Origin of the sequence: Paraglaciecola sp., from assembly GCF_039964565.1 — a bacterium.
In the GTDB taxonomy this organism is placed as follows: domain Bacteria; phylum Pseudomonadota; class Gammaproteobacteria; order Enterobacterales; family Alteromonadaceae; genus Paraglaciecola.
The window spans coordinates 14,901-34,092 of record NZ_JBDVXF010000012.1 but is presented as its reverse complement, the minus strand read 5'-3'; the positions used below and the strand labels follow the sequence as shown (position 1 = coordinate 34,092).

The following is a 19,192-nucleotide window of genomic DNA, read 5'->3' as shown; positions in this document are numbered from 1 at the left end:
TATGAAATATATCAACAAAATTGTGGCAGTGACATTGGCTGCTAGTGTGGCGCTTTTTAGTAGTGTGAATTATGCAGATGATCTAGAGATATATCTAGGAACAGCTGGCAGTGAAGTCACCTACAATCCTAACGTGCTTTTTATTATGGATACGTCTGGCAGTATGACTGGCAAGGACGGTGGCACTGAATCACGAATGTTAAGGGTGCAAAATGCACTTAAAGAAACCCTTAACTCTGTCACAAATATTAATGCTGGTTTAATGCGTTTTTCAGATTTTGGTGGCCCGGTTTTATATCCAGTTAGACCTATTGATGACGCCGTTTCTCCGGAAATTATCACCTCAATCGCTCAAGCTACCGATGACGCCTACGAAATTTCATCGACGGTCAACACTACCAGTTCTAGTTTAAAATTATCTCAAGGTACAAGTGAAGTGACTTTGGGTCTTAGATATCAAGACCTTAATATTCCTCGTGGTGCGATTATCACTAACGCCTATATTCGCTTTAGTTCAACTGCTTTTAATAGTGGCGCAACTGACATCACCTTTAGTGGTGAAAAGGTTGGAAACTCGACTACCTTCAGTAATACAAATAATGATATTTCGGATCGCACTAAAACCACCAATTCAGTGTTATGGGACTCAGATAATGATTGGCCCGTTTCTGGCGAAACTGTGGTATCTCCAGATTTAAGCAGTGTTGTGCAAGAAATTGTAGATCAAGCTACATGGTGTGGTGGAAACGCTTTGAACATTATTATTGATGGTCAAGGTATCAGCAGTAGTAGCGAACGCCGTTCTCCTGCATTTGAGGATGGTGAAGGACTGACACCTCAACTTGTTGTGGTTTACGATGATTCTACCGCTACCGGTTGTGTTAAAGGTAAATTGAGTTATCAAGTTGATTCCCAAAGTAATAATGCTGAAGAGAAAAGTAACGGTTATCAATCAACCGGAACCGAACTGACACTTAGAGATAGCTCTAACAAATATATTGGTGTCAGGTTTAAAAACATTGCTTTACCTCAAAATGCCAGTATTACCAATGCCTACTTGGAGTTTACTGCCTATCAAAATAGCTCTAGCTCTTATGCCAGTTTTAATATTTCTGGCGTCAATGAAAACGACCCTAGCAGTTTTAGTTCGTACCCAAGATATCTGTTGAGAAATAAGTCAAAAACAGGGAGCGTTCCATGGACAGATATTCCGAGGTGGTACAAAAATTATACGTATCAAAGTCCTTCGGTAGCCACCATTGTTGAACAAATTGTAGGTCGTGGCGGTTGGGAGCCTGGCAACGATATGATGTTTGTTTTCTCAGATTTTGTAGGTATTCGTGGAGCGTATAGCTATAACGGCAAACCATCAAGTACAGTTAGTTTAGTCATAGAATATGAAGGTAATGCCACGCCGGGTAGTACCTCTACGGTAAGAGAGCATCTCGTCAGTCAAGTGGATGCTATGAGTGCAAGTGGACTAACACCTATAGTTGATACTTTGTATGAGGCTGCTAGTTATTACGGCGGACTTCCGGTTTATTATGGGAAAACTCGTGGTCAGTCGTCAGTTTCGAGTACGGTGCGCCGCAATACGCGGGTCAGTCATAGATTATCCTATGTCGGATCTGATTCAGAGTTACCCTCTGGATGTACAGAGGACAACCTTAGTAGTTCAGATTGTAGAAACGAATACATTCCAGGTGACCCTGTCTATATAAGTCCTGTTACAGACAAAGTCTGTCAGACCAATAACCACATTGTGCTTTTGTCTGATGGTGTGGCAAATAACAATCATAGTGTTACTGAGATTCAAAGTTTACTTGGCAAATCTTGTACTGGCTCTGGTGGTGAAAAATGTGGTGTGAATTTGGTCAAAAACATTGGTGATGGCGACGAGTCGAAAATTGACACCCGAGTGTTTACTCACACTATAGGTTTTGCCGCTGGATCAACCGCTAACGCCTTTTTGAACGACTTAGCGGTCAATGGCAACGGCGATTTCTATACCGCAGAAAATACTGAAGATTTGGTAGGCGTTTTTCAATCTATTTTAAAAACCGTTAAAGATGTGAATGCTACTTTTGTTTCTCCTGGTGTGGCTGTAAACCAGCTCAATCGTCTAACTCATAACGACGAACTATACTTTGCGCTTTTCAAGCCTGCTGAAGGGACCATTTGGCCTGGAAATGTTAAGAGGTACAGACTCGATGGCTCAGAAATTTTAGATAAGAATGGTTTTAATGCGGTGGATAGCGTAACTGGGTTCTTTAATGATAGTGCCCATAGTTATTGGTCAGTATTGGCTGACGGTAATGATGTACGAGAAGGAGGAACCGCAGGGAAAATGGGGCTGCCTCGTGATGTTTATACATTTGAAGGTCCCGGTACAATCATTAACACCGGTAACTTATTGCATGAAGATAACAGTAGTTTAACCGTCGCTGATTTAGCGGTTGGCGCTCTATCAGATCCAGAAACGATTCGCGAAACTGTTCTAAAGTGGGCTCGTGGCGTCGATGTAAAAGATGACGATGGCGATGACAGCACCACAGATGCTCGTCATGCGATGGGAGATCCGATTCATTCCCAACCAGTAATAGTGAATTATTCCCTGACTGATAGTGCCGTCTTTGTGGCAACTAATCATGGTTTCTTACACTCATTTGATCCTACTACCGGCGAAGAAAACTTTGCGATTATTCCGAAAGATCTATTGAATAATTTGTATGACTTGTATCAAGACTCTTCAACTTTCTCACACATTTATGGATTAGATGGTGACATGGTACTGAGGACTGTCGGCAATAATATTTATCTTTATGTCGGCATGCGCCGCGGAGGCAATAATTATTATGCCTTTGATATCACCAGCAAAACTAATCCTAGGTTGATGTTTAAAATAGATGGAGGAGTAGGGGATTTTGCTAATTTAGGGCAAACTTGGTCTAAGCCCACAGTAACAAAAATCAAAGTTGGGTCGGCAACTAAAAACGTTTTGATATTTGGCGGTGGTTATGATGAAGATCAAGACAATAGATTACTTAGAGGTGCTGATTCTGTAGGGAATTCGGTATTTATAGTGGACGCTGATACTGGTGATTTGATTTGGTCAGCAGGTAAAACTAATAGTGATTTAAACCTGACACAAATGGAATACAGCATCCCAGCGAGGATTTCCGTTATCGATCGCGAGAATGACGGGTTTGCAGACCATATGTATGTTGCAGATACCGGAGGGCAGTTGTTTAGGCTTGATATTCATAATGGAGAGTCGGTAGTTGATCTAGTGACTGGAGGTTTGTTGGCTGATTTTGGCGGTAGTGTGGAAGCCGACAATAGACGTTTTTATTACGGTCCAGATGTATCAGAGATCAGTTTAGGTACAGACCATTACTATGCGGTTGTATTGGGATCTGGTTACCGGGCTCATCCACTAAACGCTGTCATTAACGATCAGTTTTATATGATTAAGGACGAAGGTGTATTTACGTTTGATGAAGATGGTAATTTTGAATTACCCTCTATAGCGCTAGGTACGAGTGATTTATATGATGCTACAAACCATTTGTTAACATCGTCTGATTCGGTAGCAAAAGAGTTAGCGGTCGAGCAGTTTGCAGAATCACAAGGTTGGTTCATTAGTCTGAATACTGGAGGTGAAAAGGTGCTTGCTTCACCACTGATTTTGGACTACCAAGTAATATTTACTACCTATTTACCAGCGACCGCCAGTTCAAGTGAATGTGCCCCTCCAACGGGTAATAGTCGTGCATACTTGGTAGAGTTAATTAATGGTAACTCAGTAGTGGATTTGAATCAGGACGGTGATCAACTACATGAAGATCGTTATGCTCAGCTAAAACAAACGGGCATTGCTCCAGATACCAAAATTTTGATTGAAGATATTATTAAGCCTATTATCTGCCTAGGTACCGAGTGTGCCTCCACCGTTTTTGAAGTTGACGAAGATGGAAACAAAGTAGGTTGTGGTTCAGACTTTGAGTGTTTAGCCGAAAATATTCACAGTTATTTTGAACGGGTGCAAAAAAGCAGCTGGAAAACGGAAACCGAAAGACCATGAAAACAGTATTAAAAATAAAAAACAAATCGCAGCTGGGGTTTTCATTAATCGAACTAATGATATCGGTGGCTATTATTGGCATCATTGCAGCCATTGCTTATCCCAGTTATCAAGGGTTTATTGCAAGCACAAACCGAGGTGCAGCTCAGGCTGATTTGATGAGTCTCGCAGCTGCATTAGAGCGACATAAAGCGGCTAGTTTCACATACAAAGGCGCTGCCGAGTCGGCAGCAGATACTGGAAAACCGGCTATTTTCCACAAGCATTCGCCCTCTGCAGAGCTGTATGCAAATCGTAAATACGATCTGTATATTAGTGAATCCAGCGGCAGCGCTTTTTTAATTGAAGCGAAACCAGTATCAGGCACTTCCCAAGCGGCGGATGGAAATGTAGCTTATTACAGTGATGGTCGTCGGGCATGGGATGCTAACAATAACGGTACTTACGGTTCCAGTGAATTTTGCTGGAGTTGTTAGATTATGTGCTTAGCACGTTATGAAACGTGCGTTTTGGTTGCCGCTAATTTTATTAGTTAATTTGTTTCACTCGTCCTACTTCGCCACTTTCTAATCTGACTTTAATTCCGTGAGGGTGATTAGGTGAATTGGTGAGAATTTTTTCGACTACACCTTCAGTTAAATTCCCAGTTCTTTGATCTTGCTTAAGCACAATAGATACCTGGGCACCAATTTTAATATTTGCTCGTTTAGTACCTTCCATCATTATTCCCTATTTGTCTGTTTTAGTTTTAAAGGTTCACCAGTCAATCATTGAAAACATGCATCACATTCTGGCTGGTGGACTATGTAAGTATACCTAGCATGGCTGCCATAATTAAAGGCGGGCGAGGAAATGGTCGGTCTTAATCGACTATTCATTCACTCTTTTTAGCTTGTGACGGCAATGTTGAGGTCATAATGAAGCAAGTCAATCAAATAATAGAGCTATTAGAAGCTCCTTCATTGCCGCATATTGTTGTAAAAGTAGCGGTTGCATTATTATGTTGTCACTGAATATCCCTGCTAAAAACCTGCTGAGATGGCAACCTAGAAGCGGTAAAGCATGTCATCCGTGAAGGATAATAAAGCTTAGCAGCCGTTAGGCAAAAAGTTGATGAACCTAAAATATCATTTGAAGACCTGTTGAACAGTTTGAAGCACCTGTAGGGGGAGGTTCTTTTTAAATTCAGTTGTTAGCCCTTGCGATGGTTTTTATTCCGCTAAGGCTTCTTCACATATTCCTTAAAACTCCTTACAATAGCCGCGGTTTTTGTTGGAGGTGGGTAACCTCAGTTAGGATAATATGTTTACACCATTGTCAAAATTGCTGATTATGATAACTCTATTGGTTGCTTTTGTTGGGCAATCTATGGCGTATCATTTTGTGCCGCCTGATGAAGGTAGCACTAGTTCGCAAACTGTTGACGGTGAAGCATCTCAACAAACCAAAGGCAACAAACTCAATGACAGTCTGCAAAATAGTCTCGACGGCGCTAACACCTTAGCATCCGAAGATGTTGATGACTGCTGTGATATAGACTGCTGTGAAGGCGAATGCTTTTGCCCAGCAAACGCTTGTGCTTCTATGGTTTATGTAGATAACACTCTTACTTTCTCAAAGCTCATACTCAACAGTGAGTTGGCTTTGCCATTTGTACAAGCATTTCCCCAATATATTGCTAGCTCATTGTATCGGCCGCCTATTTTTACCTCTTAGTTCTATTGTTCCACCGCTAGAAAACACTAAAACTCGTTTTATTAATTGCGAAATTTTCGCAGTTTTTAGCATTATTTGAGGTAAAAAATGCTTACTAAATATTCTAAAGTCGCCATGGCTATGCTGTTAGTGCCTGTTATATCTTACGCAAATGAAGAGGGTCATGAAGCACACCAAGAAGATCAACATACAGAGCACCACGAATCGCAGCAAAAAGATCAGCAAGAAAATCACAATGATGCTCACTCTGCAGACCACCATGATGGTCATAAAGAAACCCATGATGGTCATAAAGAAACCCATGATGATCATAAAGAAGACCATCATGACCATGGCGAATCTAAGATTGAAAAAATCCAAGTCACGGCGTCGCGCCTAGGCCGTATTGTCACAGAGTCGGCTACCCGTACCGAAATTATAAACGGCGAAGAGATCCAAGAAAAAGCCATGATGCGGCCTGGCAATATTTCTATGCTAGTTGCCGAAACCGGCGGTGTAAGAGTGCAAAATACTTCACCCGCCATGGGCAGCGCCAATATTCGTTTGCAAAGTATGTATGGTCGTTACACCCAATTACTCAGTGATGGTTTGCCTTTATACGGCGGACAAACGGCATCAATCGGTTTATTACAAATTCCCCCTACTGATTTGGCCAATGTAGAAATAATTAAAGGTTCGGCTTCGTCGCTTTATGGCGGCTCTGCCCTTGGTGGGGTGATCAATTTGATTTCTCGTACCCCGTCAGATGAGTTTGAAGGAGAGGTGTTGTTAAACGCCACATCTAAAAATGGTCAAGACCTGACGTCGTATTTTGCGTCACCTATCAACAATAGTACCAGCGCTTCGGTAACGGCTGGTATCCACAATCAACAGCAACAAGATTTGGATGACGATGGTTGGCTGGATATGGCCGAATTTCAGCGCGCCACCATTCGTCCTCGTTTGTATTGGCAAGGGGAAAATGGCGCGAATTTATATGTAACAGTTGGCGCCATGAAAGAGCAACGCAACGGTGGTACCGCAGACGGCGGCACTGTGCCCGATGGCAATCCCTTTGCGCAAAATCAAGATTCACTGCGCCTCGACAGTGGTTTTATTTTTGATAAACCACTGGTTGATGAGCTCAATCTAAACTTGCGTGGTTCCGCCATGCGCCAAGAGCATGATCATGTGTTTGGTATGGCTGAAGAAAGTGACCTTCATCAAAGTTATTTACTTGAATCCAGTGTGTCCGGTTACAGTGATAAAACGGCATGGGTAGTGGGTGCAGCATACCAAGTCGAGCGCTTTGAATCAGAAGACTTTGTCGAGTTTAATTATCACTACCAAGTACCAGGATTGTTCTCACAAGTGGATTATGAGGCCAGTGATGATGTGTCAATGTCGCTCAGTGCTCGCGCCGATTGGCATAGTGAATATGGCACCCAGTTTAGTCCAAGAGTGTCAGTGTTATATAATCCAGACAACTGGACTATTCGCGGCTCTTACGGTCAAGGCTTTTTTGCCCCTACACCCTTTATTGAAGACATTGAAGATGCGGGCTTGTCGCGCCTCGCACCATTTGAAAATGTTATTGAAGAGCAAGCTACCACTGCCTCTATCGATATTACTTATCTGTTTGATAGTGTTGAAACTAGCCTGACATTATTTTCATCTGACGTGGATAACGTCACTGAGTTGGAAGTCATAGGTTCCTTTGACGATTTGATTAATCAAGCGGATTCAAACAAACAAGTGCGCATTGTCAATGCTTTAGGAGCCAGTGAAATACGTGGCGCCGAATTATTGCTACGTTATCGCTGGCGTGACATAAAACTCACAGGCAGCTATTTGTATACAGATGCGACTAAACAAAGTGACTCTGGTATAGGCCGCGAACCCTTAACCCTCACTCCTAAACATTCCGCAGGTGCGGTAATTATGTGGGAAGAACACGGCAGTCATTTGATTGGGTTCGAGGCATACTACACTGGGACTCAGCACTTAGAAGATAATTATCTGTCTAGTACCGGGCGCAGTAAAAGCGAGGCTTATTGGCACTTAGGTTTACTCGGTCAAATTACCATTGGTAAGGTCAGTTATTTCTTAAATGCCGAAAACCTACTCAATGTGCGCCAAACCAAAGACCAGTCTTTGTTATTACCACAACAAGCTCCAAGCGGCCGCTGGACCACTGACATTTGGTCTCGTAACGATGGCTTTACCGTTAATGCTGGTATACGTTTTAAGTTTGGGCACTAGTTAAGGGAACGAACGCTCAGAGTTTTACAGGGCGTATTCACTTGATTTTAGGTCTGAATACGCCTCCAATTTTTTGTATAAAATTGTGCAGCTAAACGCGCCTGGTCCATCGAGTTTTAGTGGTAGAAACCAATTATCATAATCGCCCTTAGATAGAGTTCAAATTGGTAATATGTTTATCTTTATTTACACAGCATAATAGTGTTGAAATCTCTTTTTATGCTGCCGTTACGTTATAGTATTCAACATAGCAAGGGTATGTGGCATAGTGCTTTTGAAAAATTAATCATAGGAATAAAACCATGACAAAATGGAAAACAGCCAAAGTTTCACGCTTTCTGCTTTACCCTTTAGCAGCCTTAGGTCTTGCCGCATCAAGCCAAGGTTTTGCAAAAGAAGGCATGTTTACGCCAGAACAATTACCTCTAATTAAAAATGATTTGGTTGCCACAGGTTTGCAACTACCTCCAGAATCTTTGACATCCCTAACGGAATTTCCAATGGGGGCGATTGTATCTTTAGGTGGCTGCTCTGCGTCTTTTGTGTCACCGCAAGGTTTGGTTGTGACCAACCATCACTGTGCGCGAGGTTCTGTTCAATACAACAGTACTGCTGAAAATAATTACTTAGTGAATGGCTTCGTTGCCAAGTCGCTTGACGAAGAATTGCCTGCCGCGCCTGGTTCTCGAATTTATGTCACAGTCGACTTTAAAGACGTGACAAACGATGTGGTAGGAGGGCTTGATTCTAATCTAACCGGTCGTGAGCGATACGATGCCATCACTAATAACAAGAAACGCATCGTTGCCGAATGCGAAAAAGATCAGGGGCATCGTTGTTCTGTGCCATCTTTTCACCAAGGCTTAGAGTATAAATTGATCAAACAGCTTGAGATAAAAGACGTACGTATTACTTATTCGCCAGCTGATGCAATTGGCCAATACGGTGGCGATATAGACAACTGGATGTGGCCACGTCACACAGGTGACTTCGCTTTTTACCGGGCTTATGTGGGAAAAGATGGCAAACCTGCCGACTTTTCAAAAGACAACGTGCCTTATCAGCCCGCTCACACTTTGAAGGTTTCAGCCGCTGGTTTAGATGAGGGTGACTTTGCCATGGCTGTGGGTTATCCAGGCTCTACGCAGCGTTACCAGCGTTTAGTCACTGTTAAACATGTTTTTGGTTGGTCTTATCCACAGTGGATCACTGCGCTCGAAGATTGGATCGCCATGATCGAAAAAACGGCGCCTGAAGGCAGTGATGCACGAGTCAAATACGAGGCTTCACTAGCTGGTTTGAATAACTTTATGAAAAATACGGTTGGTCAAATTAACGGGGCAAAACGAGTTGGTTTAGTGGAACGTCGAGCACAACGCGAACAAGACTTATTAGCTTGGATTGGCAACGTGCCAGAGCGTCAACAGTACCGTGATGCCATCGAGAAACTCGACAAATTGGAAACTGAGATCAGTGCCTTTAATAAAGCCTCTTTCTTATATGGCAACGCTTCCCGTTCGCAAATGTTAAGTACTGCTAAACGACTCTATCGCTTAGCAATTGAAAAACAAAAGCCGGACGCTGACCGCGAATTAGGTTATCAAGAACGTGATATGGCCCGAATTAAACAAGGTCTGCAAAGAATTGAGCGTCGCTTCGATGCCGAAGTAGAACAAGCGCTTTGGTTAATGTTTATTGAAAAATATGCAGCCCAACAACAATCGCAACGTGTCGCAGCATTTGATAAATTTATTGGCCTAGAAGGGGCAAGCTTCAATAAAGACAAGGTTGCTAAGCAGCTAAGCTCATTCTACGATCGCACCGTGCTAACAGACTTAGATAAACGTATTGAGTTAATGGATGCGACCAAAGCAGAGCTTGAAGCCAGTGATGATCCATTCATGCAGCTTGCCATTGCGACTTTTGATTATGGACAAGAAATAGAAGACAAAGAAAAGCTACATGCCGGAAAACGCGCCAGTTTGCGCCCACAATACATGAAAGCTATCATTGATTGGCAAAGGTCAATGGGTAAATTAGCTTATCCTGACGCAAACTCAACACTACGTGTTACCTACGGCAAAGTGTTGGGTGGTTCGCCAAAAGATGGCTTGATTTACCAGCCTTTCACCAAATTAGAAGGTATTGTTGAAAAAGATACCGGTGAAGAGCCGTTTAATTCTCCAAAAAAGCAGTTAAAGCTGATCAAAGCTAAACATTATGGAGACTATGAACTTAAAAGCCTTGGTTCAGTACCTGTGAATTTTTTAACGGATTTAGATTCTACTGGCGGTAACTCAGGCTCAGCCACTTTGAATTCGAAAGGTGAGTTAATTGGATTGTTGTTTGACGGTACCTTTGAAAGTGTGAATTCCGATTGGGATTTCGACCCAAGAACGACCCGTACCATTCACGTTGATTCCCGTTACATGTTATGGGTAATGGAATATGTTGACGATGCCAAGCATTTAGTTAAGGAAATGACCATAGTGAAGTAATTTGTTTACTTGTGTAGTCATAATGCAGTAATAAAAGGCCGAGTTGTAGTCAAATCAACTCGGCTTTTTTGTGTCTGATATAACGTCCGCAAACGTTCAGTTTTAAAGAGTGACCATTGTTTGGCTGGTGGACGTGAATACTCGTTGCTAAGAATAATATAAGTTTGTTATGATATACTGTAACGTTAAATGTGTGTCAGAAATAAAAATTAAGGATGTTTCGCTGATTTTTTATCATTATTTCTTGTCATCACGGCTTACGACACGTAGCTGAAAAATGGTTCAACACTGCTCGCTATTAATCATAATTTTTAAATTTACACAGCACAATGATGATAGATCTAATGCAATGGGATACCTGCTGCGTCCTAGTGAAATCGGTATTGTGCAGAAGCACTATAAAGGCGTTTTTTTTAATGAAACTAGTAACTCAAACTTGGTTAGACCGATTATCAATAAGCGCGTCGACAGTATGTGCCATACATTGCGCTGCTATGCCTACTATCTTGGCATTATTCCCAACGTTGTCGTTTTTGCCAAGTGATGACCACGCTTTCCACGAAGCGTTAGTGTGGTTGATAGTGCCAATGAGTTTACTGGCAGTGTTTATGGGATGTAAAAAGCACAAAGACAAAGCTGTGTTAATTGGCATTCTTAGCGGACTCACGCTTCTGGTATCAACCGCATTTTTTGCACATGATCTAGTAGGTGAGGTTGGAGAAAAAGTCGCTACAGTTGTGGCTACATTTATCTTAGCAATTGCCCATTGGCGAAACTATTCGTTATGCAGAAAGCGTAGTTGTCATCACTAACGATTTGCTCAACTATGTTCAAACTGGTCTCTAAATCAAGGTGATTTTTTAACAGGCCTAAGCCGCTATGCACCAAGTTTGTATAGCGGCTTTTTAATAGCAACCGGTAACATCGGTTTATTTGGATATCTATAGAATGTTTTAGAGGTTATGGCTAATATCGCGAACTAAATGTTTTTCCCGCAGCACTTCTTATATTTACGACCATTACCACAAACACAAGGATCATTGCGTCCCACTTTAGGGCCTGTTCGAACTACTGTATTGTTAGGCGGGCAACAACTGGTGTTAGTACACTTTGAATCCTGATTTTCAAAGGTTTCGCTAGATAAATTTTTGCTGTTGTCATTCATTATTAATCAATAATCCTTTCTTAAATTTTCACGTTATATTTATTGCTAAACACAATACTTTATTGGCTATAACTCGTTTGAGTATTTTAACCTGTATGGTTAGGCAACACCATTCTTTGTTATCAATAAGAGACCTAAAAGCGTCATTATATGATGCAGTCTTAAATTCAATAAATCTTTATAAAATAAAGATTTAGCGGTGCTTCGTTACAGAGTTTTGGTAGGGAAGGTACACAAACTGAATAACCTAGCAGTCGTAACCCGTACTCAAATATAATACATGACATTAATTCATGTATTAATGAAATTAAACCATTTTTATTCATATGATTAACCACGTATAAATCCCACTGTGCTCTTCACTTTACACAATATTTCAACCGATTGTTAAAGAGGGAAAACCCGTAAGAGTATCGAAAAATTCAGGTTTATAACGGAAAATTGGATATCAGAGCGCCATGAATAAAGGTTTTACATTTAATATCAAAAATATTTGTCTCGATGAAAACTACCAGCCGTCAGATAATACACGTATTACGACTAACTTTGCCAATTTGGCCAGAGGTGAGAGCCGCCAACAGAATTTGCGCAACGCGTTGCAGATGATTGACAATAGTTTTAACGCATTAGCTTTTTGGGATAACCCTCAGGGTGATCGTTATAGTGTGGAGCTTGAAATTATTTCAGTAGATATGTCCATAGAAAGCAGTGCTGAGGCATTTCCATCGATTGAAGTTTTGAAAACCAATATTGTTGATCATCAAACTAAGGAGCGTATCGAGGGGATTGTTGGCAATAACTTTTCTTCTTATGTGCGAGATTACGACTTTAGCGTATTGCTAGGGGACCACAATAAAGGGCAATCACAATTTAGCATTCCAGATAATTTCGGTGAGCTGCACGGAAAACTCTTTCAATATTTCGTCAATTCAAATGCTTACAAACAGCATTTTAAGAAGCGACCTGTTATTTGCTTAAGTGTTTCAGACAACAAAACCTACCAGCGTACTGAAAATCAACACCCCGTATTAGGCTTTGAATATCGGCCTAACGAGTCTAGTTTGACAGAACAATACTTTAAAAAGATGGGCTTACAAGTGCGTTATTTTATGCCCCCTAAGAGTGTCGCTCCTCTGGCGTTTTACTTCTTTGGCGACTTGCTTAACGATTACAGTAACCTAGAGTTGATAAGCACTATCAGCACCATGGAAACCTTTCAGAAGATCTACCGACCTGAAATCTACAATGCCAACGCGGTCGCAGGAAATTGTTATCAGCCAAACTTAAAAAACAGTGACCATTCTATCACTCAGATCGTTTATGACAGAGAAGAACGTAATAAATTGGCTATCAAACAGGGGAGATTTGCAGAAGAGCACTTTATCAAGCCCTATCAAACAGTGCTTGAGCAGTGGTCAGCTAATTACGCTGTTTAGTCAACAATCTCTATCCATGTAGTTAAGCCACGCATTTTAATGAATTAACAGGTACAGCAGTTTTACTTATGACAACACCTATTTTAAGTACAGATTTTGAACAACAACTATTGCCTACATCAACCGCAGGTAGTTTGCCTAAGCCTTCCTGGTTAGCAAAGCCTGAAGCGTTATGGTCGCCATGGAAATTACAAGACGAAGAATTAACAGAGGGTAAACGCGATGCGTTACTCCTGTCACTACAATTACAGCAACAAGCAGGTATCGACATTGTGAGTGACGGCGAACAAACGCGGCAACATTTTGTGACTACCTTTATTGAGCAACTTACAGGTGTTGATTTTAACAGTCGCAAAATCGTTAAAATTCGTGACCGTTATGATGCCAGCGTACCTAGTGTAGTAGGGGCTGTTTCCCGCCCGAAATCGGTGTTTGTTGAAGATGCCAAACTTTTACGCCAGCAAACAAAGCAACCGATAAAATGGGCCTTACCAGGCCCCATGACAATGATTGATACGTTATATGATGACCATTATAAAAGCCGTGAAAAACTCGCATGGGAGTTCGCCAAAATTCTCAATCAAGAAGCCAAAGAATTGGAAGCTGTGGGGGTGGATATTATCCAATTTGATGAGCCTGCATTTAACGTGTTTTTTGAGGAGGTGAATGATTGGGGAATCGCTTGTTTAGAGAGAGCTATTGAAGGACTTAAGTGCGAAACGGCTGTACATATTTGTTACGGCTATGGCATCAAAGCTAACACTGATTGGAAGAAAACATTAGGGTCGCAGTGGCGACAATATGAAGAAGTGTTTCCTAAACTGCAAAAGTCGAATATCGATATCATTTCACTAGAATGTCATAACTCCGGTGTTCCAATAGAGCTAATCGAATTGATTCGAGGTAAAAAGGTAATGGTAGGTGCCATTGATGTAGCTAACGACACAATTGAAACACCACAAGAGGTCGCCAATACCTTAAGAAATGTCCTTAAATACGTCGATGCCGACAAGTTATATCCTTGTACCAATTGTGGCATGGCTCCCTTATCCCGTGAAGTGGCAGTGGGTAAACTAAAGGCTTTAAGTGCCGGAGCAGAAATAATCCGTAAAGAACTTAGCGCAGATGGCTAACAACGTGAGGTGCGAACTACCTAGGACTTTGGGAAAGAAGCGCAATGAAGAGGACAGCTATTATTGACCCTTTAACTGAAAAGTTGCGCCAACATGCGTAACCCGGTAAGCAGCAATACGAGAGCAAATATTTTCTTAAGTATTGTTGCGTCTAATTTTGCCGCAAGTAACGCTCCCAAGGGGGCTGTTAACACGGTAAAAGGTACAATACATATAAAACCGATTAAATTGACTAAACCATAAGTGCCAGACGGCGCGTCAGCTGGCGTGATACCCAATAGCAACATAGTAAGTGCACCAGGCAAGGAAATGATTAATCCTATTGCCGCGGCGGTGCCAACAGCCTTGTGAGCGGGGTAATTAAAAAGCGTGAGTAATGGAACAGAGAGGGTGCCGCCACCAATTCCCACCATTGAACTAAAAAAGCCAATGGATGTAGCTATTCCTCTTTGGGCTGTTTTGCTTGGTAATTGTTGGTACAGCGCCGATTTTCCTGTTCTAAACAGCATGTTTAATGCAGACAATATGGCTATGACAGCAAACATTGTAGAAAACAAACTGCCTTCAAGACGTGTCACTAGCCAGCTTCCTGCCAGTACACCCATTAGAATAAAGACAGCCCAATGTTTAAGAAGAGTGAGGTCCACATTACCTCTTTGGTAGTGAGAACGAATTGAACTAACAGAAGTAGGTACTATGGTGGATAATGAGGTGGCAGTTGCAATTAACATCGCTGATTCTGGTGAGGTTCCAAAGCTCTGGAACAAAAAAAATAGCACTGGCACAATCACAATACCGCCACCTACGCCCAATAAACCCGCTAAAATTCCAGTGAATACTCCTGTAGCGATCAATGCTAAAAAGGTGGCTATGTTACTTGTTATAAATTCAATACTATTCACTTACTACTTCTTGTAATGCTACTAACCAAACTGAACCTAACTTTATGTTAAGTCACAAGTTTAGTCTCAATTGAAAAGGTTTTCATTTAAAAGGCCGCCCGTTTCTGGCATCTGCCAGAAACCGCGCTTTTTAAATTCCTAAATCTTATTTATTCCAATAAGGTCGATTGTAAGTAATCTAGTTAGATGAATAAAAGTGATATGATTTCATTAATCAATGAGTATTATTCATCATTACATCTTACATCAGGAGTGTACAAGTGTTAGAGAGGATCCATTTAGAAATACTCACCGCAATAAAAGAACACGGTACGCTTACTAAGGCGGCTGATTCATTACATTTGTCGCAATCCGCTTTGAGTCACAGTATTAAAAAATTAGAAGGACAAATCGCTACTCCAATTTGGGAAAAAGAGGGACGAAATTTACGTCTAACAGCTGCCGGAGAAAGAATTCAAACCCTTGCTAATCGGGTGCTGCCGCAGTTTTTACATGCTGAACTGTTACTCAGTCAGATAGCGAAAGGCGAAGCGGGGGCATTAAGGATAGGGATGGAATGCCACCCCTGTTACCAATGGCTCCTTAGAGTCATTAGCCCCTATTTACAGAGGTGGCCCGACATAGACATGGATGTAAAGCAGGAGTTTCAGTTTGGTGCCTTAGGCGCATTGCTTAGCTATGAGATAGATGTACTGATTACCCCCGACCCGCTGTTTAAACCTAAGATAGACTACATTCCGGTTTTTGATTATGAACACAGGCTAGTGGTGTCTGCAACGCACAAATTGGCAGAACAGGACTTTGTCTTTCCAGAACAACTGAGTCAAGAGGTACTATTTAGTTACCCCGTTGAGCCACTGCGACTTGATATTTTCAGTCAATTCTTAAATCCAGCTAAGTGTTCGGTGAAGAAACACAAAATAATTGAAACAACTGAGATCATGTTACAGATGGTCGCTGCAGGCCGAGGTATCTGTGCCTTACCTGGATGGCTAGTAGACGAATACTCTAAATCAATGCCTATTAAGAGTCTTCGCTTTAGTGAAAAAGGCATTGGCAAACAAATTTTTGTGGGGATCCGCAAAGACGAACAACATATAGACTACTTAAACGATTTTATTACCCAAGCTAAAAAGACAAAGTAATCGATTGTTTTAATTGCAGAAAGAGTTTGCAGAAATAATTGGATGTTACATGTCATCAATGAAGACCAATTTATCGCGCTCTTGCTAGAACAATGGATGTTGTTTATCCACTATTCATTCCGAGGGGGGGCGCAGATAGTTGTCTTTTCAAATAATGCTACCAAGCAGAATGGGTATTCGTTTTTGTCATAATGCTGTAAACTATCGACAATGAAATATATCAAAGCCTTGTTTTTAATTTTTGCTCTAAGTGTCAATGCCTATGCTGGTAGTGGCCTGTGCATGATGGAACATGATGTTATTTCAGAACAATCTCAAGCCATGCCTTGCCATGGTGTTGAGCAAGAGCAAAATCATCAGACCAAGTCCCATTTATGTGACTGTGACATGTGTGTTCAGCTAATCAGCTCGACAAGCATCATTAAATCTAATGCGCTGTTTAATGAAACCCCACGCTTTATTGACATTTCATATCAATCTTTAACCAGCAGTCCTAAATACCGTCCTCCCATTTATTTTTTCAGTTAAAAAATTCCCGCTGACTATCAGCATTTTTTAATTTTTGGAGAAATAAATGAAAGCAATTCTAACGCTTCTGTGTGCGCTACTTATAACCACTGTGCAGGCTAAAGAAGTTCGATACGAACTGAATGTCGGCTATAAAACCGTCAATTTTTCAGGCAAAACAGTGCAGGCCATGGCTATCAATAACAGTATTCCTGGACCTTTGCTTGAGTTCAATCAAGGCGATACAGCTATTATCAAAGTTACAAACCATACTAATGATGATGCCTCGATTCATTGGCATGGCTTATTACTACCTCAAGCGCAAGATGGCGTACCCTATCTAACTTACTTCCCAATCAAAGCAGGAACCACTTTCGAGTATCAGTTTGAACTAAGCCACGCAGGTACCTATTGGTATCACAGTCATACTCGCATTGATGAGCAGCGCGGCCAATATGGGGCAATTGTGGTTCACCCCAAAGGTGGGTACAAAGATAAGTTTGACCATGATGTGCTGGTACAGCTGTCTGACTGGACGGATGAAGACCCATTAGACGTATTAAAAAATCTAAAAAAAGACGGTGACTGGTATGCCTACAAAAAGAATTCGGTGATCAGTATCAAGGGCTATCTGCAAAATAGTGGTCTCGATGCATGGATAAGCAATCGTTGGCAACGCATGGAAGGCATGGATGTATCGGATGTGGGTTACGATGCTTTTCTTGCCAACGGACAAACCTCATTGAACCTAGTTCCTACAGCACAAGCCGGAGACAGAGTAAGAGTTCGAATAATCAACTCAGGAGCTTCGAGTTACTTTGACATTCAGCAAAACTCTGGCCCGTTTGAAATTGTCGCCGCCGATGGGGTCGATGTTCAGCCGGTTACCGTGAATGAATTTAGAATGGGTATGGCCGAAACTTATGACGTGATAGTGACGATACCTGACTCTGGCGCTTACCAGTTTGCAGCTAATAGTATGGATGGCACGGGAGGGGTAAAGGTGACTTTAGGTAGCGGTAATGCTGAGTCTGCACCTGACCCCGTCCGGCCTAATGTGTTTGCTAAGATGTCCCATGGTGATGATCATTCTATGCACAACATGGGGCAAGAGCCTCAAGATACCTCGCAACATCAGTCACATGAAAACCATCATAACGGCCATAATCATCATCAAATGATGGAGATGGATGAAGAGCCAGATGCGGAAAAACTAGATTACAGCTTACTGAAAGTAAGGCAGCCTGTGACTTATGAAGGGGAGCTACAAGAGTTTACCTTAAAGCTAACAGGTGACATGGAAAGTTATAATTGGAGTTTTAATAACACGCCGCTATCGGCTGCTGATGTGATTAAAATCAATCGAGGACAAGTTGTGCGTTTTCATTTTCAGAATGAAAGCATGATGCATCATCCGCTGCATTTACACGGCCATTTTTTCAAAGTGATTTCAGGTAATGGCGAATACGACGTGTTGAAACACACAGTAGATGTGCCTCCTATGGGGAACGTTACCATTGAGTTTGCAGCCAATGAATACAAAGATTGGTTCTTCCATTGCCACAATCTGTATCACGCCAAGACAGGCATGGCACGTGTTGTCAGGTACAGTGATTACTCAGGCAACCCTGACTTTGTAAAAGCTAAAATGCAGAGTGATGAAATCATGGACTTTGATTGGTATGGCAGAGCGGATTTAGCTTTGTTTTCTTCTCATGCAGAAATCATGTATCGCTATAGCAATGCCAAACACATAATTGAGCTTGAAGCGGTTAAGCATTTTTCGCAAGAGTCGGGGTCGCAATATGAGTTAGAGTCGGAAGTAGAACTAGCAGCACACTATAACTACAAACACTCTCGCTGGCTAAGGTCTTTTATTGGCGCTAGGCGCATGGATGGTGAAAACGAGATACTGTTGGGAGTAAAATATGTTTTACCGTTTAGCATCGATACTTCCCTTTGGATCACCGATGAAGGAGAGGTAAATGCTGAAATAGAAACAGAATTTCAACTAACCGAACGCATAGGCATAGAGCTAAACGCTTCAACCGAATCAGAGTGGGACGCCACCCTAGAATATCGTTCGTCACCGAACTGGTCTATGGCCATCAATGCCAATCAAACCTCAGGCTTAGGTGTAGGGTTAACTGCTACGTTTTAGATTTGAGCTCATTAGGTTTGCTCTCAGCGATTGTGAGTTTGAGGCGTTTAGGCGCTTCTTACTCACAACAATTAATTGCCCTAAACAGGCATGTGCGCAAATTAGTTGTTCGATCAAAATAGATACTTTCTCAATATAGATAACGCTATTTTGTTTGTGCGGAATTTTACTTACCATTGCTACACGGCAGCTCTGAACTTGATA

At 41.7% G+C, this 19,192-nt stretch carries 13 protein-coding genes and 1 pseudogene; 11 read left to right on the top strand and 3 right to left on the bottom strand.

Going from position 1 to position 19,192, the window contains the following annotated elements:
- Position 1: 1 nt before the first annotated feature.
- Positions 2 to 4,084 (top strand): PilC/PilY family type IV pilus protein, encoded by a 4,083-nt coding sequence (locus ABJK37_RS06535; protein WP_348351312.1) that lies wholly within the window; start codon positions 2 to 4, stop codon positions 4,082 to 4,084.
- Complete coding sequence (locus ABJK37_RS06530; protein WP_348351310.1) at positions 4,081 to 4,560, top strand: type IV pilin protein; 480 nt, start codon at positions 4,081 to 4,083, stop codon at positions 4,558 to 4,560. Before ABJK37_RS06535 ends, ABJK37_RS06530 begins: the two co-directional genes overlap by 4 nt.
- 52 nt (positions 4,561 to 4,612) lie before the next feature.
- Here ABJK37_RS06530 and ABJK37_RS06525 read toward each other — a convergent pair whose 3' ends face one another.
- A complete protein-coding gene (locus ABJK37_RS06525; protein WP_348351308.1) occupies positions 4,613 to 4,804 on the bottom strand; it encodes a YwbE family protein in 192 nt (63 codons plus the stop codon).
- Positions 4,805 to 5,386: 582 nt separating this feature from the next.
- Here ABJK37_RS06525 and ABJK37_RS06520 point away from each other — a divergent pair.
- The 4 genes from ABJK37_RS06520 to ABJK37_RS06505 all read left to right on the top strand — a co-directional run bounded on the left by ABJK37_RS06520 (position 5,387) and on the right by ABJK37_RS06505 (position 11,351).
- On the top strand, positions 5,387 to 5,800 hold the full coding sequence (locus ABJK37_RS06520; RefSeq protein WP_348351306.1) for a hypothetical protein: 414 nt from the start codon (positions 5,387 to 5,389) through the stop codon (positions 5,798 to 5,800).
- A gap of 87 nt (positions 5,801 to 5,887) precedes the next feature.
- On the top strand, positions 5,888 to 8,041 hold the full coding sequence (locus ABJK37_RS06515) for a TonB-dependent receptor (protein ID WP_348351304.1): 2,154 nt from the start codon (positions 5,888 to 5,890) through the stop codon (positions 8,039 to 8,041).
- Between the two features lie 302 nt (positions 8,042 to 8,343).
- A complete protein-coding gene (locus ABJK37_RS06510) occupies positions 8,344 to 10,539 on the top strand; it encodes a S46 family peptidase (protein WP_348351302.1) in 2,196 nt (731 codons plus the stop codon).
- Between the two features lie 416 nt (positions 10,540 to 10,955).
- The gene (locus ABJK37_RS06505; RefSeq protein WP_348351300.1) at positions 10,956 to 11,351 is read left to right on the top strand and encodes a MerC domain-containing protein; all 396 of its coding nucleotides are present in this window, start codon (positions 10,956 to 10,958) and stop codon (positions 11,349 to 11,351) included.
- 167 nt (positions 11,352 to 11,518) lie between these two features.
- Here the strand turns inward: ABJK37_RS06505 and ABJK37_RS06500 are convergent.
- Positions 11,519 to 11,614: pseudogene (locus ABJK37_RS06500) on the bottom strand (SEC-C metal-binding domain-containing protein); the annotation flags it as partial.
- Positions 11,615 to 12,162: 548 nt separating this feature from the next.
- Here ABJK37_RS06500 and ABJK37_RS06495 point away from each other — a divergent pair.
- Positions 12,163 to 13,140, top strand: a complete 978-nt coding sequence (locus ABJK37_RS06495) for a DUF1852 domain-containing protein (protein WP_348351298.1) — start codon at positions 12,163 to 12,165, stop codon at positions 13,138 to 13,140.
- A 68-nt stretch (positions 13,141 to 13,208) separates the two neighbouring features.
- Positions 13,209 to 14,273 (top strand): methionine synthase, encoded by a 1,065-nt coding sequence (locus ABJK37_RS06490; RefSeq protein WP_348351296.1) that lies wholly within the window; start codon positions 13,209 to 13,211, stop codon positions 14,271 to 14,273.
- Between the two features lie 71 nt (positions 14,274 to 14,344).
- On the opposite strand, the gene ABJK37_RS06485 is transcribed toward ABJK37_RS06490, so the two are convergent.
- Positions 14,345 to 15,166, bottom strand: coding sequence for a sulfite exporter TauE/SafE family protein (locus tag ABJK37_RS06485; protein WP_348351596.1), 822 nt, complete (start codon positions 15,164 to 15,166; stop codon positions 14,345 to 14,347).
- A gap of 269 nt (positions 15,167 to 15,435) precedes the next feature.
- On the opposite strand from ABJK37_RS06485, the gene ABJK37_RS06480 reads away from it, so the two are divergent.
- The 3 genes from ABJK37_RS06480 to ABJK37_RS06470 all read left to right on the top strand — a co-directional run bounded on the left by ABJK37_RS06480 (position 15,436) and on the right by ABJK37_RS06470 (position 18,988).
- Positions 15,436 to 16,320, top strand: a complete 885-nt coding sequence (locus tag ABJK37_RS06480) for a LysR family transcriptional regulator (protein ID WP_348351294.1) — start codon at positions 15,436 to 15,438, stop codon at positions 16,318 to 16,320.
- A 210-nt stretch (positions 16,321 to 16,530) separates the two neighbouring features.
- Entirely contained in the window at positions 16,531 to 16,848 is a 318-nt protein-coding gene (locus ABJK37_RS06475) for a hypothetical protein (RefSeq protein ID WP_348351292.1), read from the top strand.
- Between the two features lie 46 nt (positions 16,849 to 16,894).
- Entirely contained in the window at positions 16,895 to 18,988 is a 2,094-nt protein-coding gene (locus ABJK37_RS06470; protein WP_348351290.1) for a multicopper oxidase domain-containing protein, read from the top strand.
- The last annotated feature ends 204 nt before the right edge of the window (positions 18,989 to 19,192 follow it).

Bases quoted from the DNA above. Each gene is read 5' to 3' on its own strand.
- ABJK37_RS06535 (WP_348351312.1), top strand. From the start codon at position 2: ATGAAATATATCAACAAAATTGTGGCAGTGACATTGGCTGCTAGTGTG.
- ABJK37_RS06515 (WP_348351304.1), top strand. From the start codon at position 5,888: ATGCTTACTAAATATTCTAAAGTCGCCATGGCTATGCTGTTAGTGCCT.
- ABJK37_RS06520 (WP_348351306.1), top strand. From the start codon at position 5,387: ATGTTTACACCATTGTCAAAATTGCTGATTATGATAACTCTATTGGTT.
- ABJK37_RS06530 (WP_348351310.1), top strand. From the start codon at position 4,081: ATGAAAACAGTATTAAAAATAAAAAACAAATCGCAGCTGGGGTTTTCA.
- ABJK37_RS06505 (WP_348351300.1), top strand. From the start codon at position 10,956: ATGAAACTAGTAACTCAAACTTGGTTAGACCGATTATCAATAAGCGCG.
- ABJK37_RS06470 (WP_348351290.1), top strand. From the start codon at position 16,895: ATGAAAGCAATTCTAACGCTTCTGTGTGCGCTACTTATAACCACTGTG.
- ABJK37_RS06495 (WP_348351298.1), top strand. From the start codon at position 12,163: ATGAATAAAGGTTTTACATTTAATATCAAAAATATTTGTCTCGATGAA.
- ABJK37_RS06510 (WP_348351302.1), top strand. From the start codon at position 8,344: ATGACAAAATGGAAAACAGCCAAAGTTTCACGCTTTCTGCTTTACCCT.
- ABJK37_RS06490 (WP_348351296.1), top strand. From the start codon at position 13,209: ATGACAACACCTATTTTAAGTACAGATTTTGAACAACAACTATTGCCT.
- ABJK37_RS06475 (WP_348351292.1), top strand. From the start codon at position 16,531: ATGAAATATATCAAAGCCTTGTTTTTAATTTTTGCTCTAAGTGTCAAT.
- ABJK37_RS06525 (WP_348351308.1), bottom strand. From the start codon at position 4,804: ATGGAAGGTACTAAACGAGCAAATATTAAAATTGGTGCCCAGGTATCT.